Origin of the sequence: Mesorhizobium sp. WSM4307 (assembly GCF_007003945.1) — a bacterium.
Lineage (GTDB): Bacteria > Pseudomonadota > Alphaproteobacteria > Rhizobiales > Rhizobiaceae > Mesorhizobium.
Window position 1 is genome coordinate 152,522 of record NZ_VFTB01000009.1, and the last position, 21,475, is coordinate 173,996.

A 21,475-nucleotide genomic window follows, 5' to 3' on the forward strand; every position below is an offset into this window, starting at 1 on the left:
CAGGGGTCTGCGCCGCGTCGCTTCGCTCCTTGCTCCGCCCTAGGATGGCGAAGCAAGGAGGCTAACAAGTCAGCGATCAGCGCGTCTTCGTATTCAGCTCGCGGTTCGCCGTATAGTCGATGGCAAAGGTGTCGGGCGCGAAGCTGACGCCTTCCTTGGTGTTGAAGATCATCACCGTCGTGTCCTTGCCTTGCGCGTCGGTGATCGTCCACTGGCGCAGATCATAGGTTTTCGGATCGAACATCATGGTGATGCGCGCATTGCCGAACACCGACTTGTCGGAAAGCTGGATGGTGGTGAGGTCGTCTTCTTCCTTGACGCTTTTGACGCGGTCGCCGGAGAGGTCGATCCGGTCATCGAGCAGCAGCTTCAGCGGCGTCTTCGACAACGGATAAAGGTCCGATGTGTTCATTTTCTTGTTGAGGATGACCACCGACTTGCCGTCGGAAATCACCTTGAAATTCGACGCCCCGTCATAGTTGAAGCGGATTTTGCCCGGCCGCTCGAGGAAGAATTTGCCGCCGGTCTGCTCGCCCTTGGGGCCGAACTGCACGAATTCGCCGCTCATCGATTTGACCGAGGAGAAATGGTCGGCGATCTTCTGCGCGGCGGCTGGCACGGCCGCCTGCGCCGAGGCCAGAAGCTCGAACCCGGGCACCACGTTGAAGGCGGCCGCACCGGCAGCGACAAGGCCGAGGCCGAGGAGCTGGCGGCGGGTCGGGGCAAAATCGCTGAGCTTGGAAAGATCGTTTTTCATGTCGGTCACTCTCGTGGTGATTCCTCTATCTGTCGCTGTTCTGAACCCCCAGTTGGGCTGAAGTTTGGCGGGCCGAACGCTGCTTAGTTGCTGAACGCGCCAGAGGGTTCAAAGTTGCCGTGACCTCCCCGCCATCAGAACTTGTCGTCCTCGGTCGGCACCAGGATTTCGCGTTTTCCCGCGTGGTTTGCCGGGCCGACAATGCCTTCCTTCTCCATCTTCTCGATGATCGAGGCGGCGCGGTTGTAGCCGATGCCGAGCCGGCGCTGGATGTAGCTGGTCGACGCCTTGCCGTCGCGCAGCACCACGGCCACCGCCTGGTCGTAGGGATCGTCGGAATCCTCGAAATTGCCGCCGCCACCGCCGCCGGAGCCGCCGCCTTTGCCGGACGGTTCGTCGTCATCCTCGTCGTCATCCTCGGTGATGGCGTCGAGATATTCGGGCACACCCTGCAGCTTCAGGTGTCCGACGATCTTTTCGACCTCATCGTCGGAGACGAAGGGACCGTGCACGCGCTGGATGCGGCCGCCGCCGGCCATGTAGAGCATGTCGCCCATGCCGAGCAGCTGCTCGGCGCCCTGCTCGCCCAGAATGGTGCGGCTGTCGATCTTCGACGTCACCTGGAAGGAGATGCGGGTCGGGAAGTTGGCCTTGATGGTGCCGGTGATGACGTCGACCGAGGGACGCTGCGTCGCCATGATGACATGGATGCCGGCGGCACGCGCCATCTGCGCCAGGCGCTGCACCGCGCCCTCGATGTCCTTGCCGGCGACCATCATCAGGTCGGCCATTTCGTCGATGATGACGACGATATAGGGCATCGGCTCGAGATCGAGGTCCTCGGTCTCGTAGATCGCCTCGCCGGTCTGGCGGTCGAAGCCGGTCTGCACGGTGCGCGAGATTTTTTCGCCCTTTTTCTCCGCCAGCTGGACGCGTGCGTTGAAACCGTCGATGTTGCGCACGCCGACCTTGGACATCTTGCGGTAGCGGTCCTCCATCTCGCGCACGGTCCATTTCAGCGCCACCACCGCCTTCTTCGGATCGGTGACGACCGGCGTCAGCAGATGCGGGATGCCGTCATAGACGGAGAGTTCCAGCATCTTCGGATCGATCATGATCAGCCGGCATTCCTGCGGCGTCAGCCGGTAGAGCAGCGACAGGATCATGGTGTTGATGGCGACCGACTTGCCCGAGCCGGTGGTGCCGGCGACCAGCACGTGCGGCATCTTGGCGATGTCGACGATGACGGCCTCGCCGTTGATGGTCTTGCCCAGCGCCAGCGCGAGCTTTGCCTTGGTCGTCTCGAAATCGCGGCTGGCCATGATCTCGCGCAGATACACCGTCTCGCGCTTGGCGTTCGGCAGTTCGATGCCGATGGCGTTGCGGCCGGGCACCACGGCGACGCGGCAGGCGATCGCGCTCATCGATCGGGCGATGTCGTCGGAAAGGCCGATGACCCGCGACGATTTGATGCCGGGCGCGGGTTCCAGCTCATAGAGGGTGACGACGGGACCCGGGCGCACGGCGATGATCTCGCCCTTGACGCCGAAATCCTCCAGCACGCCTTCAAGCAGCCGCGCATTCTGTTCCAGCGCGTCCTTCGACAGGCTTGGGTCGCGCGCGACGTTCTTCGGTTCGGACAGGAAATGCAGCGACGGCATTTCGAACTTGTCCGAGCCGATCAGCGAGGTCTGCGCCTCGCGCTGGACGCGCGCGCCCGGCGCCGGGCGCGGCGCCGGCGCCTCGACGCGGGTGGCGGCATCCGAACGGAACTGCTGCACCTTGGCCGTTGGCGCCGCCCGGCGCTGGGTGACGGGCTCCTCGTCGAAATCCATGTCGTCGCGGTCGAAGATGTCGTCATCGTCCGGATCGACGGATACGCTGCGGTCATTGACCATGGCGGCGAAGAATTCCGGCTCGACGCGGGCGCGGCCGTCCGGGCTCATCCGTTGCTCGGCGAATTCGGCCGATTCGACACGCTCGGCGGCGCGCCGCCAGGCGCTGGGGCGCGGCTCCATATCCGGCTCGTATTCGTCGCGTTCCTGCCTGCGGCGCACCGCGCGGCGATGCATCCACGCGCGCAGCGACAGCCACCAATGGGTGATGGCGCCGAGCGCCAATATGCCCTCGTCGCCCTCATCCTCTTCATTGTCGAACAGAAGATCGTCCTCGCGCGGGTCCGCGGTCGCCGGCTCTTCCATCACGGCGAAGCCGTTCTTGCGCCCGATCAGCGCCGAGCCATAGGCGAACAGCCAGAGCGCCGGCCCGGCCAGCAGCACGGCGAGCACGCTGGCGATCAGCCCGGTCGGGTAGCCGCCGATCAGCATGCCGGGAATCTTGAGCACCATGTCGCCGAACACGCCGCCGAGGCCGGTGGGCAGCGGCCAGGTCTTGGGCGGAACGATGCAGCCGGCGATCGCGGCGGCAAGCAGCGCGAAGCCGAACCAGAACAAACCGCGCTTGGGCAGTCTGTCGACGCCGCGCGCCGAAAACAGCAGATACCCCCAGATGACGGCGGGAACCAGCGCGGCAACCGCGGCAAGGCCGAAGAACTGCATGGCGAGATCGGAGAAAACCGCACCGGCATAGCCCATGGCGTTGGTGACGGTGTTGTTGGTGGCGTGCGAGAAGCTTGGATCGGCAACGTTCCAGGTGGCGAGGCTGGCAACCCCGAAGGCTACAGCCGCAAACATGCCGGCGCCGACCAGCCGGCCGACCTGGCGCCGTGCGAAAGCCTGGATGCCGTGCCCCGTATCGGTCATCGCGAGCGGTGCTGAAGCCCCTGAACGCATGCTCTTCCCCGTCAGTGATTGCCTGGCCAGAGCGCATGACGCACTCCGGCAGATTCGGATGCCAGACTATCGGTGGGAAGGTTAAGGGCGCATTAACTATAAGAAGTTGAGATCATCAAACCCCGTCACTTCAGGTTGAAGCGGTAGCGGACGGAGCGTGCAACGTTGCCGTGCGACCACCAAAATGGATAGAGGCATGCAATCCATCGTCCTGCGCGTGGCAGCTCTGGCCTGGGCAGGGCTTAGTCTCCTGCTTGCTGTGCTCTGGTTTGTCGAGCTCGGGATGGTGGGCTTCCCGGATGGTCACGTGACGCCCTTTGCCAGAACGACGGGCCCACTCCTGCACGTGCTCGCCTCCGCCTGCCTGATACAGGGCCTGTATTTTCTGTGCAGGGGCCTCTTCGGCAAGGGATTTGGGCTGCTGGGTCTCGGCCTGCAAATTCTGATGGCGGCCATGCTGACGGTGGCGCCGACGTTGATTGTCCGCAATTGCCCCCATTCCCAGGCCTGCAGCAGCGCCTATGAGGCGCTGACAAACACCATGATGGACGATGGGATCGGCGGATAGACGCCGTCACCGGAAGGCATCGGGAACGCCTGCGGTCTCCGCCAAAGTGCACTTGCAAACGAAGCGATGGCGGGCACGTAGACCCGCCATCGTTTCGCTCGGCAACAAAAAGATCGGCCTCTGCCCGATCCCGCGCGATCACTTGTGACCGGCATACATCATCAGGCTGGCACAGAATTCGGCGTGAGGCTTGCTCATCGCTGCGTCCTGGCACTCCTTCATCATCTGGTCCTGCTTGTCCTTGGCCGTCGAGGCCCAGGCTGCTTTGAAATCCGCCTCGGGCTTCATGGTCTTCATGCTGGAATCGGTGAAGAACGGTGCCATGTTGTCCGGTTCATCCAGAGCACCGGCAAATGCCATGCCACCGACCATGGAAAGAGCGAGCGCTCCAAGGCAGATATTCTTGAGGTTCATGAGAAAGTTCCTCCCTGTTTTTTGCACGAGCGTCAGAACGACGATCGCCCCCACAGTTCGGAACCAATGCGGTCGATGTTTCTTCCCAAAGGTCCATCACGCGAACGTGATTGCGCGAACCGGGGTATAGCTAGAACATTTTACCAAAAAAAGAGGCCCGGAAACAATCCGGGCCTCAAGGCGTGAGCTCCTTGCGGGAGCGTCACGACGGGATCTCTGGAGCAGCTCCGGGAAAGCCGGATTGCGGTTTTCCCTGGAATTGCGTGAGGGACAACGGGGCCGGCGGGAGGAGGATCCGCCGGCCCCATTGGCGAGGCTGGCCTTACGGCACCACTTCGCCATGCTGGGAGATGTCGAGGCCTTCGACCTCTTCCTGGGTCGTCGGACGCAGGCCGACCAGCGCCTTGACGATGTAGAGGATCACGAAGGTGGCGATCGCCGTCCACAGGATGGTGAAGACGATGCCGTAGAGCTGCTTGCCGATGGAAGCGTCTTTGCCGAGCGCATTGATCGCCGGATCGGCGAGCACGCCGGTCAGCAACGCACCGACCACGCCGCCGACGCCATGGACGCCGAAGGCATCGAGCGAGTCGTCATAGCCGAACATGTGCTTCACCTTGACCGCCGAGATGTAGCAGATCACGCCGGCGACGATGCCGACGATGAAGGCGCCGGTCGGGTTGACGAAGCCGGAAGCCGGCGTCACCGCGACGAGACCGGCGACGGCACCCGAGATGATGCCGAGCACCGAGGGCTTCTTGGCGACGATCCATTCGGCGAACATCCAGGCGAGAGCCGCCGCGGCGGTGGCGACCTGGGTGTTGAGCATGGCGGCACCGGCAAGGCCGTCGGCCGCCAGTTCCGAACCGGCGTTGAAGCCGAACCAGCCGACCCACAGCAGCGAGGCGCCGATCACCGAGTAGACCAGGTTGTGCGGCGCCATGTTGGTGGTGCCGTAGCCTTCGCGCTTACCCAGGACCAGCGCGCAGACCAGGCCCGCGACACCGGCGTTGATGTGGACGACCGTGCCGCCGGCGAAGTCGAGCACGCCGGCCGCGCCAAGGAAGCCGCCGCCCCAGACCCAATGCGCGATCGGCGCATAGACGACCAGCAGCCACAGCGCCATGAAGATCAGCAGCGCCGAGAACTTCATGCGCTCGGCGAAGGCACCGGCGATGAGGGCAGGCGTGATGATGGCGAAGGTCATCTGGAACATCGAGAAGACGAATTCAGGAATGTTCGCGACCCCCGGCAGCCACAGCGTCGAGACGGTGATGCCGTGATGGAAGAATCTCGAGAAGCCGCCGATGTAGCTGTTCATGCTGGCGGATTCATTGGTGGTGAAGGCCAGCGAATAGCCGAACATGAACCACAGCACCGTGACCAGGCAGGTGATGGCGAAGCTCTGCATGATGGTGGCGAGCACGTTCTTCTTGCGCACCATGCCGCCGTAGAACAGCGCCAGGCCCGGGATGGTCATCATCAGCACCAGGGCCGTCGAGGTCAGCATCCAGGCGGTGTTGCCGGTGTCGAGCACCGGGGTGGGCGCGGCAGCAGGCGCGGCGGCGGCAGCGGCCGGAGCGGCTTCCTGCGCAAAGGCGGCGACGCTGCCCAATGCTGCCAGGGCAAGCGAGCCCAGAAGGGCCGCCCGTCCCGTCGTCTTCAAGGTGGAAGAAATATTCATTGAACTCTCCATTGGAATACGTGTTCGCCGCTCAGAGCGCGTCGGTGTCTGTTTCGCCGGTGCGGATGCGCACCGCCTGATCGATGCCGAAAACGAAAATCTTGCCGTCGCCGATCTGGCCGGTCTTGGCCGCGGCAGTGATGGCTTCGACGGCCTTGTCGACCATGTCGGCACTGACAGCGACCTCGATCTTGATCTTCGGCAGGAAACTGACCGCGTATTCCGCTCCGCGATAGATTTCCGTATGTCCCTTCTGACGCCCGTAGCCTTTGACTTCGGTGACGGTCAGGCCCTGGATGCCGACGGCGGTAAGCGCTTCGCGTACCTCGTCCAGCTTGAACGGCTTGATGATTGCCATCACGATTTTCATAAGGTTTCACCCTTTGCTGTTGCGGTCCCCCGCGTTTGCACGACTTCACCGATCCCAAAGAGCCGGAGAGTGCCCACAAGGATTCAAGCTCCGTGCCAAGTGCCGAAGCAGGGTGTTAACCCGTTGTAAACAAAGGGAATGAGGTGATTGGAGGCAGCAGGTGCCAATGCGCGCGGCACATCACATGCTCAAAAAATATGCAATTTTTGGAAATTGCCTAATTTGCCGGCTTTGAGCATGATCCCGAAAAGCCGAGCCGGGTTTTCTCGGACAAACGGTTTTCGTTTGTCCGGTGATCCTGCTCAAACAAGACTCGCAATGCTCAACGCTTGAGCCGGATCAACCCTTCCTGGGCCATCGAGGCGATCAGCGTGCCGTCGCGCGCATAGAGCGTGCCGCGGCTGAAGCCGCGCGATCCCGAACTCGACGGGCTGTCCTGGGCATAGAGCAGCCAGCCGTCGAGCGGATGCGGCCGGTGGAACCACATCGAATGGTCGAGACTCGCCGCCTGGATGTCGGGATCGAACAGGCCGCGCCCATGCGCGAAGGTCGAGGTGTCCAGCAGCGTCATGTCGGAGAGATAGGCCAGCAGCACCGATTGCAGCGCGCGGTCGTCGGGAACCGGGCCGGCAAGGCGGATCCAGACATTCTGCCGGGGCGGCAGCTTGTCGCGGCTTTCATAGTGCTGGAGATTGACCGGCCTGAGCTCCAGCGGCCGCTCGCGCGCCCAGAAGCGGCGCACCGCCTCCGGCACGCGTTCGGCTCTTTCGAGCAGCTGGCGCTGCGTCAGCAGCCCTTCCGGCGGCGGCACGTCGTCGGGCAGCGCGAACTGGTGCTCCAGCCCCTTCTCGTCGACCTGGAACGAGGCTTCCAGCGAAAAGATCGCCTGTCCGTGCTGGATCGCCAGCACGCGTCGGGTGGTGAAGGAGCCGCCGTCGCGGATGCGGTCGACCTCGTAGACGATCGGCACCCTGATGTCGCCCGGCCGCATGAAATAGCCGTGCAGCGAATGCACGAAGCGGTCCGGTTCCACCGTCCGCTGCGCCGCAACCAGCGCCTGGGCGATGGTCTGGCCGCCGAACACGCGCTGCCACTCCACCTGGGGGCTGCGACCACGATACAGATTGTGTTCCAGCCTCTCGAGGTCGAGAATGCTCAGAAGCTCGTCGATCGCCGCCGTCATGTTTTGTGACCTCGCCGCAAAATTGCTATGGCGGTTTCCGACAGGAAGAACGAGCCGTCAAGGGCGCGGGCCAGGGCCGGCGCGCAAGGAGCCAAGGCAATGGAACGCAAGGCGGACGCCAAGACCAGATCCGGGCTCGATGTTCTCGTCGCCGGCGCCGGCTATGTCGGCCTGGCCACCGCCGTCTCGCTGAAGCAGGCTCGACCGCATCTGGCCGTGGCGCTGGTCGATGCCGCGCCCGCCGGTGCCTGGCAGCGCGACGGCCGCGCCTCGGCCATTGCCGCTGCCGCCTGCCGCATGCTCGACCAGCTCGGCGTCTGGGCCGAGATCGCGCCGCAGGCGCAGGCGATCACCGAGATGATCATCACCGATTCGCGCAATGCCGATCCGGTGCGCCCGGTGTTCCTGACCTTTGGCGGCGAAGTGGCGCCGGGCGAGCCCTTCGCGCATATGGTCGCCAACAAGTCGCTGAACGGCGCCTTGCGCGCCAGGGCCGAAACGCTCGGCATCGACATCATCGAAGGTGTCGCCGTGCAGGGTTTCGAGACCAATGGCGCCGGCATCACCGTGCATCTGGCCGACGGCGCCGCGCTGACCGCGCGGCTGCTGGTTGCCGCCGACGGCGTCAATTCGAAGCTGCGCGACATGGCCGGCATCAAGACGGTGAAGTGGGACTATGGCCAGTCCGGCATCGTCTGCACCGTGGCGCATGAACGACCGCACAATGGCCGTGCCGAAGAGCACTTCTTGCCGGCCGGCCCCTTCGCCACGCTGCCGCTGAAACCCGATGAGGACGGCACCAACCGCTCGTCGATCGTCTGGGTCGAACGCGCGCAAGATGCCAAAGCGCTGGTGGAAGGCGACGATCTCGTCTTCGAGCATGAGCTCGAACAGCGTTTCGGCCTGAAGCTCGGCGAGATCCGCGTCGCCGACAAGCCGCGCGCCTGGCCGCTCGGTCTCACCATCGCGCGCGCCTTCGTCGCTCCGCGCGTGGCCCTTGCCGGCGACGCCGCCCACGGTATCCATCCGATCGCCGGCCAGGGCCTCAATCTCGGCTTCAAGGATGTGGCAGCGCTTGCCGAGGTAATCGTCGAGGCCGACCGGCTCGGCCAGGACATCGGCGCACTCGACGTGCTCGAACGCTACCAGCAATGGCGCCGTTTCGACACGGTGCAGATGGGCGTCACGACGGATGTGCTGAACCGGCTGTTTTCCAACGACATCACCCCGCTGCGCACCGTCCGCGACATCGGCCTCGGCCTCGTCGAGCGCATGCCGCGCCTGAAGGAGTTTTTCATCCGGCAGGCGTCGGGATTGTCCGCGGACACGCCGCGGCTGCTGAAAGGCGAGGCGATCTAGCCTTTCCTATAGTCAGGCCCAAAACGCGTGGGCAGGCCGTCGGCGAGTTTCAACCAGGGGAGCTTCTCCTCAAAAGCGACATGCAGCGTTGGTGCAAATTTTTCCGGCTCCTCCATCGCCGCGGCAAAGAAATGCATGACGCCGGACATGTTCTTTGAGCGGAAAGACAGTGGCGAGCCACAGTGATCGCAAAATGTTCTTTCCACACCGGGAGAAGAATTGAATACCTTCGGTGGCTTGCCCAGCCATCGCCATTGGTCGTCCAAGACGCCAATATAGGTGGTCATCGGCGCAGAACATTGCCGCCGACAACTTTCACAATGACAGCTCACGCATGCTTGTGCCGGACCATCGACCTCGAAAGCAATGGCGCCACATAAACAATGACCACGCATGCGAATTCTCCTTGAGCCAATCGACGGACCGATAAATTATGCCGGTCGTAGCGAGGGGGCCGCCATGAAATGCGCAGAGCGGGAACCCAATTCCGACATTCGAAGCAAGCGATTGTGTTCGCGTGCGCGAGGCGTTGCCCCCAGGCTGCATTCACTACGCCCTGGCTGCACAGCCTAGTTCACTTCAAAACCCAGCTTCTGCCGCAGCCGCAGCATGCGTTGGTCGGCGATCTCGAGGCGCTTCTCGCCACCCTGGGCGGCGCGGTTGACCATCTGCAGCAGATCGTTGCGTTCGGCGACGTCGAGACGCTCGCGCAGGAACGGCGCCAGCTTGTCGATGACGACGGTGGTGTCGTCGATCTGTGAGGCCGCCCATTTGGCGTAGATCACCGCCTCGTCGGTCTTCTTCTTGTCGGCGATCTCGGAGATCACCGCCCGGATGACGGCCTCGCGCTGCGGCAGGATGGGCCCATTCTCGGAGACGATCGATGCAATCAGCGTCGCTGCGGCCACCACCGGATCGTCGATCGCCGTCAGCGGCGACAGGGCCGCCTGCTTGCGCAGCTTCTTGCGCCTGATATTGCCTTGCACGCGCCCGACGACATCGGCGACCTCGCGCGCGGCATCGTTCATGGCCTTCATCCGGTACCACCAGAACGCAGCCGCACCCAGCACGCCAAGGACAGCAATCAGGAAAGGCATGTCGAAATCCCCCGGAAATCCGAGGGACGATAAGAGAACTGACGCGCTGCTTCAACACGCGCGGGTTGCTTGCGGCGAAGAAAATTCAATTTGCGGCTGGTGAAGCTTAGGCGAATAACAAGCGTGGCCCACGGGCCTTGCCGTCGAGGCCGGACGCCATCTATGACCCCGGCACGTTGTAGATCGCGCGCACCTCGATGGTGCCGATCTCGGCCAGCGGGATCTCGCCGGCGATTTCCAGCGCCTCGTCGAGATCCTTCGCCTCGATCATGACGAAACCGAGCAACTGCTCCTTGGTTTCGGCGAACGGGCCGTCGGTGACCAGCCGCTTGCCCTGGCGCCTGCGAACGGTTTTCGAGGTTTTCACCGGTTGCAGCGCTTGCGCGATGATCAGCATCCCGCGTTGGTCCAATGACCGGTCATGGGCCAGCGAATCGGCGTCGAGCTTGGCCAACCGCTCTGTCGTCATGGCGTGGAGATCTTTCTCCTCACCGTAAACCAGGCAAACATATTGCATGTCCATCTCCCTTATCGCGACGAATCATAGGATGAGGCGATCAGGCTGTCAGCCGGGCCTTTGGCCGCCGCATGATCGAGCAGGCACACCCCGACTCCGATGATGGCGACCGCCGCCAGCAGCCGGCCGAAGCCGGGCGCCGGCAGATCGAGCCAGAAGTCTTCCTGTCGCTCAGGCGCGTGGCCCGGGCTCTTCCACAGTGTGAAGAACAGATTGTCCATGTGAACCTCCATCAGGCCACAAATCCCATGGCCGCCCACAGGACGGCCGGGTCGCATGGAAGTCGACATTTTTGCGCGGATATTTTTTCCAGGCTGCCCCAATATTTTCCGAATGCAAATGCGCCGTCATCGTGCGTGGTCCAAACAGCGCGGTGGTGTTCGCGCCCACCCGCGCTATAGTTGAGCGGACGCGGGGGCTCACCCGGGCCAAGTTCACGACAACCCCCGAGTTCACGACAACCAAGGAGGACTTCATGGACCGCACCGCAACCGCCGTCTGGAAAGGCAATCTGAAAGAAGGCAAGGGCACGCTCGACAGCCAGAGCGGGACGCTCAAGGGCACACCCTATTCGTTCAAGGCGCGCTTCGAGGATGAAAGCGGCAAATCCGGCACCAACCCGGAAGAGCTGATCGCGGCCGCGCATGCTGGCTGCTACGCCATGCAGCTTTCGCACTTCCTGGCCGAGAACGGCACGCCCGCCGCCGAACTCGACGCCAAGGCGGTGGTGACGCTGGTTCCAGGCACCGGCATCACCGGCAGCGCGATCACGCTGGTCGGCAAGGTGCCCGGCATCGATGCGGCGAAATTCAAGGAATTGGCCGAGAAGGCCAAGGCCGAATGCCCGGTCTCCAAGGCGCTTGGCGCGATCAAGGTCTCGCTCGACGCCAGGCTTGGCTGAGAAAACGGACAAGCGCCGAGGTCGGAGCTGCCAATCTCCCCCCTTGAGGGGAGATGTGCGGCAGGACAGAGGGGGGCGCTGTTCCGCCAACATCCATAATGATTGCCAGTTGCCTAAGCGCCCAGCGCGTCAAGCCGGGCGCGCAATGCGGCGACTTCCTGTTCCAGTGCTTCCAGCCTCGCTTCCAGGTCGGAGTGAGGCATGGCCGGCGCACTGCGTTGCGCCGATAAAGCCGCAACGTCCACCGGGCCGGCGAGAAGATGCACGTAGCGGTCCTCGCGCTGGCCTGGCCCGCGCGGGATTTCCTGCACCAGCGGCGGCCGGCGGCCGATCAGCATGTCGAGTTCACCGCGCAGATCTTCGATGGATGAAAACCGCGCCATGCGCTCGGCTCGAGCCAACAGTTCATGCGCCGTCTGCGCCCCGCGCAGCAGGAGCAGGCCGATCAAGGCGGTCTGCGGCGTGGTCAGCGAGAAGCGTTGCGCCATCTGATGCTCGTAGCGCTCGACGCGCGAGCCGAACATCTGTCGCACCAGCCCCTTCTGCTCGAGCAGCTTCAGCGCCCGGTGCACCTCCGTCTGTTCCAGCGCCATGACCGGGTCGCGCGCCGTCTTCTGGTTGGCGGCGGCAAGGGCCGCGTTGAGCGTCAGCGGATAGACATCAGGCGTCAGCTCCTTCTTCTCGATCAGGCAGCCGAGCACGCGCGCTTCGATGGGGGAGAGGATGGGAAGGTCTTCGCTCATGGATTTCTATACCCAAAGCTTCCGATACCACGACCGTTCGCGAAACGTCGTCCATTTTCGACCGACAGATGCGCTACGAAGCGTCACACTTTTCAGTCCTTTTCCCGCATCAAGGCGCTGGCGTCGGACACATGGTAGCGGCGCAGTGAGCGAGAACTGCGAGCTGAAGCTCATTGCGCTCGACGCGCGAGCCAAACATCTGCCGCACCGCAGGTTCTACCTCCGATCAGCGAGGTATCTACGAAGCGTCACACCCACCAGTCCCTGCTCTCGCATCTCTTCGAAATATTTGGCTGAACCCTCTTTTACATTCAGCGCAGCGCGCGATTTTTTCACTGGAACCACGCGAGAGTCATAGACCTCAAGGGTCGAATCCAAAACATTCACGACCTTACTCTCGGATTTTCCGTCTGGGCCGTTAAAGAAGAACGTCTCAAATTCTCGGATACCCAGTTCCCGCGTGAGATCACCTTGGTCGGCACTCCCATTGGGCCTGGAACGAACAATGCCAGCAATAACTTTTAGGCCCATATCCAAGACGTCTTGGAGATCGGCGTCGACTGCCTTTCCGTGTTTAGACCTCAATTCCCTGACAGCATTTGGAGTAGAGTATGTGCCTTTTGCCACTAGTTCCTTCGTAATTTTATACAAAGCGGTTTTTACGTTGCCTGCTCGAACCCTGCGCACCATTGATCTCTCCAATTGTCAGAGTTTCATCGACTCAATTGGCTGAACTAGGATGTAGCTTGCCTGATTCTTGGGGGAAGGCGAGTCGATTGATGCGTGACCGCAGATTTCGTTACCTGTATCCAAAGGTATTCATTGCTTCGGAGCAAGTGACTTGAAACCGCACGGCGGCTATCCCATATTCCCGCCGGTCGTGCGAACACGATCAACCCGCAAGGGTTACGCAGTGGTAGCCTCAGTTGGATAGAGCGCTCGCCTGCTAAGCGAGAGGACGCGGGTTCGAGCCCCGCCCACTCTCTGCGTGTCTAACAGTCGCATTCCAGTAAATAGGTGACTCCCAAAAATAGAGGGTGCGGTTCCCGGCCGCCTCGACGGCTTCCGGTGCGATAGCCATCGACCGCATCCGGCAGCTAAACCCGCCGCTCCACCATCATCTTCTTGATCTCCGCGATCGCCTTGGCCGGGTTGAGACCCTTGGGGCAGGTCTGCGCGCAGTTCATGATGGTGTGGCAGCGATAGAGCCGGAACGGGTCTTCGAGATTGTCGAGCCGCTCGCCCTTGGCTTCGTCGCGGCTGTCGATCAGCCAGCGATAGGCCTGCAAGAGGGTTGCCGGGCCGAGATAGCGGTCGCCGTTCCACCAGTAGCTCGGGCACGAGGTCGAGCAGCAGGCGCACAATATGCACTCGTAGAGCCCGTCGAGCTTCTCGCGGTCCTCATGGCTCTGCAGCCATTCCTTGGCCGGCTGCGGCGACACCGTCTTCAGCCACGGCTCGATCGAGGCGTGCTGGGCGTAGAAATTGGTGAGGTCGGGCACCAGGTCCTTCACCACCTGCATGTGTGGCAGCGGATAGACCTTTACCGCACCGGAAATGTCGTCGCAGCCCTTGGTGCAGGCCAGTGTGTTGGAGCCGTCGATGTTCATGGCGCAGGAGCCGCAAATGCCTTCGCGGCAGGAGCGGCGCAAGGTCAGCGTCGGGTCGATCTTGTTCTTGATCCACAGCAGCGCGTCGAGCACCATCGGTCCGCAATCGTCCATGTCGACAAAATAGGTGTCGATGCGCGGGTTCTCGTCATCGTCCGGCGACCAGCGGTAGATGCGGTATTCCCGCAGATTGGTGGCGCCTTCCGGCTTCGGCCAGGTCTTGCCCTGCTGGATCTTCGAATTCTTGGGGAGCGTCAGTTCGACCATTACCTCAGGTCCTTTCGGATGACGAGCTTCAGCCCGGACCAGATTTCATTCACGGCAGCGACCTTGACGTCGACAAGGTCGCGCTTCAGCGCTTCAATGCGCACGATACCCTCGGTGACGTCGGTCGGCACTTTCGATGCCTTCTTCGGCCACGACACCCAGACCATGCCGTCACGCTTGATCGCCGCCTCGACGTCGCCAAGGCGATCCTCGATCTCGGCGCGTTGTTTGGTGAAGGCGTGGACGGCATCGTATCTTTGATGGCTACCCGAAATGTCGGACCATTCGGCCAGCCGATCGACCTCTGCGAAATCGACGGCGCCGGCCAGTTCGTCGAGCTCCGGCGGCAGCGCGATGAAGGCGGCAGTCATACCGTCCTTCAGGCCGAGCTTGGCCGGAAGGGGCTTGCCGGAATATCCCGTGGCCGCCAGCGCCATTGTCAGTACACCCTGGCCTTGGGCGCGATCTTGGCGAGGCTGATGCCGCCGTCCTTTTCGGCCAGCAGCGGCTCGGTGTGCACCGGCCGGTAGCTGAGCGTCACCTTGCCGTCTTCGCTCACCCTGGCCAGCGTGTGCTTGCGCCAGGCGGCATCGTCGCGCGCGGAAAAGTCCTCACGCGCATGCGCGCCGCGGCTCTCCTTGCGCGCCTCGGCGCCGTAGACGGTGGTGATGGCGTTGGCCATCAGGTTTTCCAGTTCCAGCGTCTCGACCAGATCCGAATTCCAGATCATCGAGCGGTCGAACACTTTGATGTCCTTGAGCTCGCCCCAGATTTGCGAAATGCGCTTGCAGCCGTTTTCGAGCGATTCCTGCGTGCGGAACACGGCGGCGTCTTCCTGCATCGCCTTCTGCATCTTTTCACGCAAGCTTGCCGTCGGCGTCGAGCCATTGGCGTGGCGCAGCCGGTCGAAGCGATCCATGATCTTTTCGACCGAGGCCTCGTTGGGGGCGGGGATCGCCGACTTGCGGTCGATGACCTGGCCGGCCCGGATCGCCGCCGCGCGGCCGAACACAACCAGGTCGATCAGCGAGTTCGAGCCCAGCCGGTTGGCGCCGTGGACAGAGGCACAGCCGGCCTCGCCGACCGCCATCAGGCCCGGCGACACCTTGTCCGGGCTCCTCGCCGTCGGGTTGAGCACCTCGCCCCAGTAATTGGTCGGCACGCCGCCCATATTGTAGTGCACCGTCGGCAGCACCGGGATCGGCTCCTTGGTCAGGTCGACGCCGGCAAAGATTTTTGCCGATTCCGAAATGCCGGGCAGCCGCTCATGCAGCACGGCTGGGTCGAGATGGTCGAGATGCAGGAAGATGTGGTCCTTCTTCGGGCCGACGCCGCGGCCTTCGCGGATCTCCAGCGTCATGCAGCGCGAGACGACGTCGCGCGAGGCAAGGTCCTTTGCCGACGGCGCGTAGCGCTCCATGAAGCGCTCGCCTTCGGAATTGACGAGATAGCCGCCCTCGCCGCGCGCGCCTTCGGTGATCAGGCAGCCGGCGCCATAGATGCCGGTTGGGTGGAACTGCACGAACTCCATGTCCTGCAGCGGAAAGCCGGCGCGAGCCGCCATGCCGCCGCCGTCACCGGTGCAGGTGTGCGCCGAGGTGGCGGAGAAATAGGCCCGGCCGTAACCGCCGGTGGCCAGCACCACCATCTTGGCCGAGAAGCGGTGGATGGTGCCGTCGTCGAGGTTCCAGGCGACGACACCGGTGCAGGTGCCATCCGGCTCCATGATCAGGTCGAGCGCGAAATACTCGATGAAGAACTGCGCGTTGTTCTTCAGCGACTGGCCGTAGAGCGTGTGCAGCATGGCGTGGCCGGTGCGGTCGGCGGCGGCGCAGGTGCGCTGCACCGGCGGGCCTTCACCGAAATTCATCATCATGCCACCGAACGGCCGCTGATAGATCTTGCCTTCTTCGGTGCGCGAGAACGGCACGCCGTAATGTTCGAGTTCGTAGACGGCGGCAGGCGCCTGCTGGACCATGTACTCCTGCGCGTCGATGTCGCCCAGCCAATCCGAACCCTTGACGGTGTCGAAGAGATGCCATTGCCAATTGTCGGGGCCCATATTGGACAGCGAAGCGGCAATGCCGCCTTGCGCGGCCACCGTGTGCGAGCGCGTCGGGAACACCTTGGTGATGCAGGCGGTGCGCAGGCCCTGTTCGGCCATGCCGAGCGTGGCGCGCAGGCCCGCCCCCCCGGCGCCGACCACCACCACGTCGAATTTGTGGTCGACAAAATTATAGCCTGCCATTTTGGCTGATTTCGCGTCCTTGGCCAACTCAGCCTCCGAATGCCAGCTTGAGCAGGGCGAAGATCGAGGCGACGCCGACCGCTACGGTGAAAAATGTATTGAGCGCGATCGTCGCCAGCTTCAAGCCTTCGCTGGTGATGTAATCCTCGATGATCACCTGCATGCCGAGGCGCATATGGATGAGCCCGGAGATGAGCACCAGGGCCAGCACCAGCGCCACGAACGGATTGGCGAGCGCCGCGCGCACTTCCGCATAGCCGGCGCCGTTGAGCGCGATCAGGAACCCGACGAAGAACAGCATCAGCGGGATGTTGGCGATGGCCGTCAGCCGCTGGCGCCAGAAATGGCCGGTGCCTTCGCGGGCGGAGCCGAGGCCGCGGACTTTCGCCAGCGGCGTGCGCATGTCGGTATTGCTCTTGCCGCTCATGATCAGGCTCCTCGCGCCATGTAGCCGGCGATCCAGATCAGCAGGGTGAGCAGGACCGAGCCGACAAGCGTCGCCCAGGCGATCTTCGAGGCCGTATGCTTTTCCAGCCCGGCGCCCGTATCCCAGACCAGGTGGCGCACGCCGCCCAGCATGTGATGCATCAGCGCCCAGGTGTAGCCGAACAGGATGAGCCGGCCGAGCCAGGTGCCGAAGGCCCAGTTGACCCAGTCGAAGACGCCTTGAGAACTCGCCGCCGCCATCAGCCAGACCGAGACCAGCAGCGTTCCGAAATAAAGCGCCCCGCCGGTGATGCGATGGATGATCGACATCGTCATGGTGACCGGCGGCCGGTAGATCGTCAGGTGCGGCGAAAGCGGCCGTTCACGTCTGGCGAATTCGCGGGTGGCTGGTGATTTGCTCATGGCTCCCCCAGGTTTGGCGTCTTCGTGCATGTCGCCCAAAAGTGACCTCGGTTTTGCGAGGACGGCATGCACAGAACAACAATCCAAAGCGCGTCGCATGAATCCGTTTCGGCGCGACGCGCTTAGCCTCAGATGGAAACGCGGCATTGCCGCTTCCGGTTGCGACTTCGGACAGGCGGTTTCTAATGCTCTTTTTGCACCGCGTCAAAGCCAGAAAATCGTTTTGGAAACGTCATTTAGTCTGACAAAAAGGCGGGCTCGGGCTTCAATCGATTAGGGGTGGAGGACCCAAGGCCGGCTCGATATCGCTGCAGTGCAGCATAAGCGACTTCTTGGCCGTGCGGCCTAGCGCTTGCAGGTCTGCGGCGTCGAGCCCCTCTTCATCACCAACGCCTCACGCCCGTCGATCACGATTGCGTTATGCGTGGCGGCTTCCTGGTAGCGGCTGGACTGGTTGGCGGGCGACGCCGCAAACTCTTCGGTCGCGCCATTCGGCTCGATCACACGCAACGACGAGCCGAGGTTTTGGATGGTGATCGCGCTGCCATTGCCGCATCCATAGGTTGCCGTACCCACTGTGGATCGCGGCGCGGTGAGGTCGGTGGTGATCTTGGTTGCCGGTGCAGGAGGCGCCGATGCCGGGGGCGTCGCGGCTGCGATGGACTGCCGAGCCGGCGCAGGCGGGACGACATTGGCCGCCTTCGGCGCGCCATCCTGCGGCACACAGGCCGCAACGACGGCAAGCAACGGGAAAACGGACACCCGAACCGTCCGGCGTAATCCCATATGCTGTCCTCCCGCGCGGCAGACTAGCCACGATGTTGCGCCCAGATCAAGGTTGCCCCGAGGCTGCCTTTAAGTCCATTCGATGCCGGCCGCGATGGTGCCGCCAAGCATGGCCGAATGATGGCTATCGGGTTTTCACTCCAGTCGGGAATTAACCATGTTTGACGAGACATCGCCGCGCAACGCGCCGGCCTCTTAACAAAGGTTAAGAAAAGGTTAATTTCTGATTCGAGGAGCCATGCATGTCGCCCAAAAGTGCGTCAGCGGTTTTGGGGCAACGACATGCATCCAGACAAGTAACCAAAAAGCGCGTCTCGACGCGCTTTGGCCTCTAACCATCGGGAAGACCATGCGTTCGAACTCAAGCAGATCACGCCTCTCGGCGCTTATCGTGGCCGTCTCGCTCGCCGGCCTGGCGACGCCCACGCTGGCCAATGGACGCCACCAGGATCGCGTCTACGCCGATTCCTTCGGCAATCTCGTCATCGACAGCGCGGCCGGCTACAAGCGCATCATCGTCGGCCAAGGCAAGCTGGCCAAGAAGCTGGCCGACTACACCAGCGCCGGACAGCCCAAGGTGATCTACCAGAACGAATCCGACGAGATTTCAGGCTATGGCGATTGCTACCGGCCGCCGGTCTTCGTCAAAGGCCGCAGCTATATGTACGGGCTTTCCGACGGCGAGATGCCGGAACTCAGCCCCTGCCGCTAGTACAATTCGCCGTTTCACGGAAACGGCGAAGAGATGGATCAGGATGACGTTTCGACCAAAGTCATGCTGATCTGGAATTGATGACGATTGCGCTGGACGACCACTCGCCTCCCGGCCCGGCCGAGACACGGACGCAGTCACGCCCGGCATTCTTTGCCAGGTAGAGCGCCTCGTCGGCGCGCCGCATGAGATCGGCGGTGGTTTCACCGGGATGAAGTTCGGCAACCCCGAAACTCGCCGTGCAGCGATTGTCCGCCGGCAGCCCGTCGATGGGCAGCGCGCCGAATGCGCTGCGCGTGCCCTCGGCGAACAGCCGGGCGGCGGCCAGATTGGTTCCGGGCAGCATGATGGCGAATTCCTCGCCGCCGATGCGGCCCGCGACATGGTGCCCGGCGGCGGCTTCGCGCAGGAAACCGGCAAAGGTCTCGATCACCCGGTCGCCGGAGGCATGGCCGAAATTGTCGTTGATGCTCTTGAAATGATCGAGATCGGCGATGACCAGCGCGACCGGCACGCCTTGCCGCATGGCGCCAAGCACGGCCTGCTCGGCCTGGCGCGTGAAGGCACCGCGATTGAGCAGTCTGGACAGCGTATCTGTCTCCGATCTCGACGTCACTTCGGCCAACACATCGCGGACAAGGATGGCCAGCGTCAGCAGCGCCATGGCCAGGGCAAAGACGGTGCCGAGCGATTGCGACACCAGCGCGTAGCTGCTTTGCAGATAGGCCTGCGGATTGGCGCCCCAGCCGCCGAGCGCATGCGCGATGAACGGCTTTGAGGCGAACTGCACGCCGCTGGCTGCGAGCACCGCCATCAGGATACGATCGAGCCGGCCACGCCTTTGCCTGGACGACCAGACGATGGCCAATCCGACGAATTGCATGACGGCATAGGGGAGCTGGTAGGCCATCATGCGCACCAGCGACTGGCGCGGCAGGTCTTGCACGAAATAGACGACGATGGTGGCGGCGACCAAGAAGAACAGCATCGGCGACCATGGCGGCGCGACGCCGTATTTGCGGGCCAGTCCGACGTTGAAGGCTATTGTTGCGCCCAGGAAAACCGCGAAGGCGGTGACCACCGGCAGCCGGGCATCGGTGAAGGCGGGAATGCTGAATTCGATCGCCGAATAGACCATGCCCAGGACATAGCCAGAAGCAAACCAGCGCGCCGGGGCGCGGCCGACATCATGAAACGCCACCGCCATGAAGGATGCCGCCAGCAGGCCGGCAACCGACAGATTGATCAACAAGATGAAGTTCGCGCCGCTCATCTCTTTCGCACCCCGTGTCTCACCTAAACACCGACGGGCGAAAAAGACGTTAACGTGAGGCGGGATACACGGCTTCAGCCGGCCTTGGACGGCTCCGGCACGAACAACGTTTCGGGCCGTTCGTACGACAGGCGCACGCTGTCGCGGCCATTTTTCTTGGCCTTGTAAAGCGCCTCGTCGGCACGCCGCATCAACGGCTCCAGCGCTTCCTCGCCGTTGCGGGCCGCCACGCCGAAACTGGCGGTGACCTTGGTGCCGGCGGGAAGCCCGTCGACGCCGCCTGCCGAGTAGAGCGTGCGCACAGCCTCGGCGAACAGGCGCGCGGCGGCGAGATCGCTGAGTGGCAGGAGCACAGCGAACTCCTCGCCGCCGATGCGTCCGGCAGCGCCGCGCGCGCCGGTGGCCGACCGGAGCTTGGCGGCGAAATCAGCGATCACCCGGTCGCCGGCGGCATGCCCGTGCACATCGTTGAGCGCCTTGAAATGATCGAGGTCGGCCAGCACCAGCGCCACCGGGAACCTGGCCATCGCGCAGTGTCGCAGGAGCTGGGCCGCGCGCTCCTCGAAGCCGCGCCGGTTGAGCAGGCCCGAAAGCGGATCGGTGTGCGTCTCGGCCTTCAGGGCCTTCATGACGTCGAGCGCCGCGGCGGTGAACAGGCAGAGCGCGATCAGCAGCGACAGCAGCGCATGCGACAGCAGCGCCGTCGTCCAGTAGGACGAGCTGTAGAATCCATCATAGCTGGTGAACGGCCCGTGCGCGATGACGACGACGAGGGTTCGCACGAAGAAGTTGAGGCCCGACAGCAGCGACAGCACGAACAGGATCTTCTCGGTCGGGCCATTGTTGCGCACCGGGCGCAATTCGGCGGCCACCAGAAGGCTGAGACCGCCGAAGGCGAAATTCATCGCCAGGATACGCCAAGTGAGATCCGGCGCGACAAAGAGGAACCAGCAGAACGAGGCCAGACCGCCACCGGTCAGCACGCCGATCGCCACATAGGGCACCTTGCGGCCATAACGGGCGACGATTGCGCCCGACAGGCAGCAGCCGGCGATGGCGAAGCAGATGTTGGACACCAGCTTGGTCAGCACCATGCCGATGGGCAAGGTGAAATACTGGAACAGAAAGCCGGGCGCCGAAACACAATAGCTGAGCGCCAGCACGGCCAGATAGGGCCGGTGACGCTGATAGGCCCATAGGACGAAGAAGGCCGCGCCGAGGGCCAGCGCGATCGTCGGATTGAGCAGCGCTATGAACAGGCCGGTGTCCAAAGGACGGTGACTTCCCCTCGCTTTACGTCAGGGAAGACCTTAGCGCGCAAGCCCAAACAAGCGGTTAAGCCCGA

The 21,475-nt window shown here is 63.1% G+C and carries 24 protein-coding genes and 1 tRNA gene; 5 read left to right on the top strand and 20 right to left on the bottom strand.

Going from position 1 to position 21,475, the window contains the following annotated elements:
* Positions 1-76 precede the first annotated feature (76 nt).
* Both FJV83_RS22530 and FJV83_RS22535 read right to left on the bottom strand, forming a co-directional pair.
* The gene (locus tag FJV83_RS22530; protein WP_095774762.1) at positions 77-757 is read right to left on the bottom strand and encodes an outer membrane lipoprotein carrier protein LolA; all 681 of its coding nucleotides are present in this window, start codon (positions 755-757) and stop codon (positions 77-79) included.
* 134 nt (positions 758-891) lie between these two features.
* A complete protein-coding gene (locus FJV83_RS22535; RefSeq protein WP_142886488.1) occupies positions 892-3,549 on the bottom strand; it encodes a DNA translocase FtsK in 2,658 nt (885 codons plus the stop codon).
* A 196-nt stretch (positions 3,550-3,745) separates the two neighbouring features.
* Here FJV83_RS22535 and FJV83_RS22540 point away from each other — a divergent pair, with 196 nt between their 5' ends.
* Positions 3,746-4,117, top strand: coding sequence for a hypothetical protein (locus tag FJV83_RS22540; protein ID WP_095774764.1), 372 nt, complete (start codon positions 3,746-3,748; stop codon positions 4,115-4,117).
* Positions 4,118-4,255: 138 nt separating this feature from the next.
* On the opposite strand, the gene FJV83_RS22545 is transcribed toward FJV83_RS22540, so the two are convergent.
* The 4 genes from FJV83_RS22545 to tesB form a co-directional block, all read right to left on the bottom strand.
* Entirely contained in the window at positions 4,256-4,531 is a 276-nt protein-coding gene (locus FJV83_RS22545) for a hypothetical protein (RefSeq protein ID WP_142886529.1), read from the bottom strand.
* A 322-nt stretch (positions 4,532-4,853) separates the two neighbouring features.
* Positions 4,854-6,215 carry an ammonium transporter gene (locus tag FJV83_RS22550; RefSeq protein ID WP_095774766.1) on the bottom strand — a complete coding sequence of 454 codons (1,362 nt, stop codon included), beginning with the start codon at positions 6,213-6,215 and terminating at the stop codon, positions 4,854-4,856.
* Between the two features lie 31 nt (positions 6,216-6,246).
* Positions 6,247-6,585: a P-II family nitrogen regulator gene (locus FJV83_RS22555; protein WP_013528889.1), complete on the bottom strand. Its 339-nt coding sequence runs from the start codon at positions 6,583-6,585 to the stop codon at positions 6,247-6,249.
* Between the two features lie 322 nt (positions 6,586-6,907).
* Entirely contained in the window at positions 6,908-7,768 is an 861-nt protein-coding gene (gene tesB / locus FJV83_RS22560) for an acyl-CoA thioesterase II (RefSeq protein ID WP_095774767.1), read from the bottom strand.
* A 99-nt stretch (positions 7,769-7,867) separates the two neighbouring features.
* Here tesB and FJV83_RS22565 point away from each other — a divergent pair, with 99 nt between their 5' ends.
* Complete coding sequence (locus FJV83_RS22565) at positions 7,868-9,127, top strand: ubiquinone biosynthesis hydroxylase (protein ID WP_142886487.1); 1,260 nt, start codon at positions 7,868-7,870, stop codon at positions 9,125-9,127.
* On the opposite strand, the gene FJV83_RS22570 is transcribed toward FJV83_RS22565, so the two are convergent.
* The 4 genes from FJV83_RS22570 to FJV83_RS22585 form a co-directional block, all read right to left on the bottom strand.
* On the bottom strand, positions 9,124-9,522 hold the full coding sequence (locus FJV83_RS22570) for a GFA family protein (protein WP_095774768.1): 399 nt from the start codon (positions 9,520-9,522) through the stop codon (positions 9,124-9,126). The two genes, FJV83_RS22565 and FJV83_RS22570, sit on opposite strands and share 4 nt — an antisense overlap.
* A 174-nt stretch (positions 9,523-9,696) precedes the next feature.
* Complete coding sequence (locus FJV83_RS22575) at positions 9,697-10,224, bottom strand: hypothetical protein (protein WP_095774769.1); 528 nt, start codon at positions 10,222-10,224, stop codon at positions 9,697-9,699.
* A 160-nt stretch (positions 10,225-10,384) separates the two neighbouring features.
* The gene (locus FJV83_RS22580; RefSeq protein WP_095774876.1) at positions 10,385-10,741 is read right to left on the bottom strand and encodes a YciI family protein; all 357 of its coding nucleotides are present in this window, start codon (positions 10,739-10,741) and stop codon (positions 10,385-10,387) included.
* An 11-nt stretch (positions 10,742-10,752) separates the two neighbouring features.
* Positions 10,753-10,962 (bottom strand): hypothetical protein, encoded by a 210-nt coding sequence (locus tag FJV83_RS22585; protein WP_142886486.1) that lies wholly within the window; start codon positions 10,960-10,962, stop codon positions 10,753-10,755.
* A gap of 254 nt (positions 10,963-11,216) precedes the next feature.
* Between FJV83_RS22585 and FJV83_RS22590 the strand changes: the two genes are divergently transcribed.
* Complete coding sequence (locus FJV83_RS22590) at positions 11,217-11,642, top strand: OsmC family protein (RefSeq protein ID WP_010912297.1); 426 nt, start codon at positions 11,217-11,219, stop codon at positions 11,640-11,642.
* 113 nt (positions 11,643-11,755) lie between these two features.
* Here FJV83_RS22590 and FJV83_RS22595 read toward each other — a convergent pair whose 3' ends face one another.
* Both FJV83_RS22595 and FJV83_RS22600 read right to left on the bottom strand, forming a co-directional pair.
* Positions 11,756-12,385 (bottom strand): YceH family protein, encoded by a 630-nt coding sequence (locus FJV83_RS22595; RefSeq protein ID WP_095774771.1) that lies wholly within the window; start codon positions 12,383-12,385, stop codon positions 11,756-11,758.
* A 216-nt stretch (positions 12,386-12,601) separates the two neighbouring features.
* Positions 12,602-13,075 (bottom strand): hypothetical protein, encoded by a 474-nt coding sequence (locus FJV83_RS22600; RefSeq protein ID WP_095774772.1) that lies wholly within the window; start codon positions 13,073-13,075, stop codon positions 12,602-12,604.
* 219 nt (positions 13,076-13,294) lie between these two features.
* Between FJV83_RS22600 and FJV83_RS22605 the strand changes: the two genes are divergently transcribed.
* Positions 13,295-13,370 (top strand) — tRNA-Ser (locus FJV83_RS22605).
* Positions 13,371-13,482: 112 nt separating this feature from the next.
* On the opposite strand, the gene FJV83_RS22610 is transcribed toward FJV83_RS22605, so the two are convergent.
* From FJV83_RS22610 to FJV83_RS22635, 6 genes are all read right to left on the bottom strand, one after another.
* Positions 13,483-14,262, bottom strand: a complete 780-nt coding sequence (locus FJV83_RS22610) for a succinate dehydrogenase iron-sulfur subunit (RefSeq protein WP_010912301.1) — start codon at positions 14,260-14,262, stop codon at positions 13,483-13,485.
* The gene (locus tag FJV83_RS22615; RefSeq protein ID WP_142886485.1) at positions 14,262-14,699 is read right to left on the bottom strand and encodes a DUF3052 family protein; all 438 of its coding nucleotides are present in this window, start codon (positions 14,697-14,699) and stop codon (positions 14,262-14,264) included. The genes FJV83_RS22610 and FJV83_RS22615 overlap by 1 nt, the downstream gene beginning before the upstream one ends.
* A gap of 2 nt (positions 14,700-14,701) precedes the next feature.
* Entirely contained in the window at positions 14,702-16,537 is a 1,836-nt protein-coding gene (gene sdhA, locus FJV83_RS22620) for a succinate dehydrogenase flavoprotein subunit (protein ID WP_095774774.1), read from the bottom strand.
* Between the two features lies 1 nt (position 16,538).
* Positions 16,539-16,937, bottom strand: coding sequence for a succinate dehydrogenase, hydrophobic membrane anchor protein (sdhD, locus tag FJV83_RS22625; RefSeq protein WP_095774775.1), 399 nt, complete (start codon positions 16,935-16,937; stop codon positions 16,539-16,541).
* A gap of 2 nt (positions 16,938-16,939) precedes the next feature.
* A complete protein-coding gene (gene sdhC / locus FJV83_RS22630; RefSeq protein WP_095774776.1) occupies positions 16,940-17,359 on the bottom strand; it encodes a succinate dehydrogenase, cytochrome b556 subunit in 420 nt (139 codons plus the stop codon).
* Positions 17,360-17,704: 345 nt separating this feature from the next.
* Complete coding sequence (locus tag FJV83_RS22635; RefSeq protein WP_095774777.1) at positions 17,705-18,145, bottom strand: hypothetical protein; 441 nt, start codon at positions 18,143-18,145, stop codon at positions 17,705-17,707.
* 349 nt (positions 18,146-18,494) lie between these two features.
* On the opposite strand from FJV83_RS22635, the gene FJV83_RS22640 reads away from it, so the two are divergent.
* A complete protein-coding gene (locus tag FJV83_RS22640; RefSeq protein WP_095774778.1) occupies positions 18,495-18,857 on the top strand; it encodes a hypothetical protein in 363 nt (120 codons plus the stop codon).
* A 61-nt stretch (positions 18,858-18,918) separates the two neighbouring features.
* On the opposite strand, the gene FJV83_RS22645 is transcribed toward FJV83_RS22640, so the two are convergent.
* Positions 18,919-20,130, bottom strand: a complete 1,212-nt coding sequence (locus FJV83_RS22645; protein ID WP_142877718.1) for a GGDEF domain-containing protein — start codon at positions 20,128-20,130, stop codon at positions 18,919-18,921.
* A 74-nt stretch (positions 20,131-20,204) separates the two neighbouring features.
* Positions 20,205-21,401: a GGDEF domain-containing protein gene (locus FJV83_RS22650; RefSeq protein ID WP_142886484.1), complete on the bottom strand. Its 1,197-nt coding sequence runs from the start codon at positions 21,399-21,401 to the stop codon at positions 20,205-20,207.
* Between the last annotated feature and the right edge of the window lie 74 nt (positions 21,402-21,475).

Excerpts from the sequence above, each read along its gene's own strand:
- FJV83_RS22530 (WP_095774762.1), bottom strand. The coding sequence starts at position 757 with ATGAAAAACGATCTTTCCAAGCTCAGCGATTTTGCCCCGACCCGCCGC.
- FJV83_RS22535 (WP_142886488.1), bottom strand. The coding sequence starts at position 3,549 with ATGCGTTCAGGGGCTTCAGCACCGCTCGCGATGACCGATACGGGGCAC.
- FJV83_RS22540 (WP_095774764.1), top strand. The coding sequence starts at position 3,746 with ATGCAATCCATCGTCCTGCGCGTGGCAGCTCTGGCCTGGGCAGGGCTT.
- FJV83_RS22545 (WP_142886529.1), bottom strand. The coding sequence starts at position 4,531 with ATGAACCTCAAGAATATCTGCCTTGGAGCGCTCGCTCTTTCCATGGTC.
- FJV83_RS22550 (WP_095774766.1), bottom strand. The coding sequence starts at position 6,215 with ATGAATATTTCTTCCACCTTGAAGACGACGGGACGGGCGGCCCTTCTG.
- FJV83_RS22555 (WP_013528889.1), bottom strand. The coding sequence starts at position 6,585 with ATGAAAATCGTGATGGCAATCATCAAGCCGTTCAAGCTGGACGAGGTA.
- tesB (WP_095774767.1), bottom strand. The coding sequence starts at position 7,768 with ATGACGGCGGCGATCGACGAGCTTCTGAGCATTCTCGACCTCGAGAGG.
- FJV83_RS22565 (WP_142886487.1), top strand. The coding sequence starts at position 7,868 with ATGGAACGCAAGGCGGACGCCAAGACCAGATCCGGGCTCGATGTTCTC.
- FJV83_RS22570 (WP_095774768.1), bottom strand. The coding sequence starts at position 9,522 with ATGCGTGGTCATTGTTTATGTGGCGCCATTGCTTTCGAGGTCGATGGT.
- FJV83_RS22575 (WP_095774769.1), bottom strand. The coding sequence starts at position 10,224 with ATGCCTTTCCTGATTGCTGTCCTTGGCGTGCTGGGTGCGGCTGCGTTC.
- FJV83_RS22580 (WP_095774876.1), bottom strand. The coding sequence starts at position 10,741 with ATGCAATATGTTTGCCTGGTTTACGGTGAGGAGAAAGATCTCCACGCC.
- FJV83_RS22585 (WP_142886486.1), bottom strand. The coding sequence starts at position 10,962 with ATGGACAATCTGTTCTTCACACTGTGGAAGAGCCCGGGCCACGCGCCT.
- FJV83_RS22590 (WP_010912297.1), top strand. The coding sequence starts at position 11,217 with ATGGACCGCACCGCAACCGCCGTCTGGAAAGGCAATCTGAAAGAAGGC.
- FJV83_RS22595 (WP_095774771.1), bottom strand. The coding sequence starts at position 12,385 with ATGAGCGAAGACCTTCCCATCCTCTCCCCCATCGAAGCGCGCGTGCTC.
- FJV83_RS22600 (WP_095774772.1), bottom strand. The coding sequence starts at position 13,075 with ATGGTGCGCAGGGTTCGAGCAGGCAACGTAAAAACCGCTTTGTATAAA.
- FJV83_RS22610 (WP_010912301.1), bottom strand. The coding sequence starts at position 14,262 with ATGGTCGAACTGACGCTCCCCAAGAATTCGAAGATCCAGCAGGGCAAG.
- FJV83_RS22615 (WP_142886485.1), bottom strand. The coding sequence starts at position 14,699 with ATGGCGCTGGCGGCCACGGGATATTCCGGCAAGCCCCTTCCGGCCAAG.
- sdhD (WP_095774775.1), bottom strand. The coding sequence starts at position 16,937 with ATGAGCGGCAAGAGCAATACCGACATGCGCACGCCGCTGGCGAAAGTC.
- sdhC (WP_095774776.1), bottom strand. The coding sequence starts at position 17,359 with ATGAGCAAATCACCAGCCACCCGCGAATTCGCCAGACGTGAACGGCCG.
- FJV83_RS22635 (WP_095774777.1), bottom strand. The coding sequence starts at position 18,145 with ATGGGATTACGCCGGACGGTTCGGGTGTCCGTTTTCCCGTTGCTTGCC.
- FJV83_RS22640 (WP_095774778.1), top strand. The coding sequence starts at position 18,495 with ATGCGTTCGAACTCAAGCAGATCACGCCTCTCGGCGCTTATCGTGGCC.
- FJV83_RS22645 (WP_142877718.1), bottom strand. The coding sequence starts at position 20,130 with ATGAGCGGCGCGAACTTCATCTTGTTGATCAATCTGTCGGTTGCCGGC.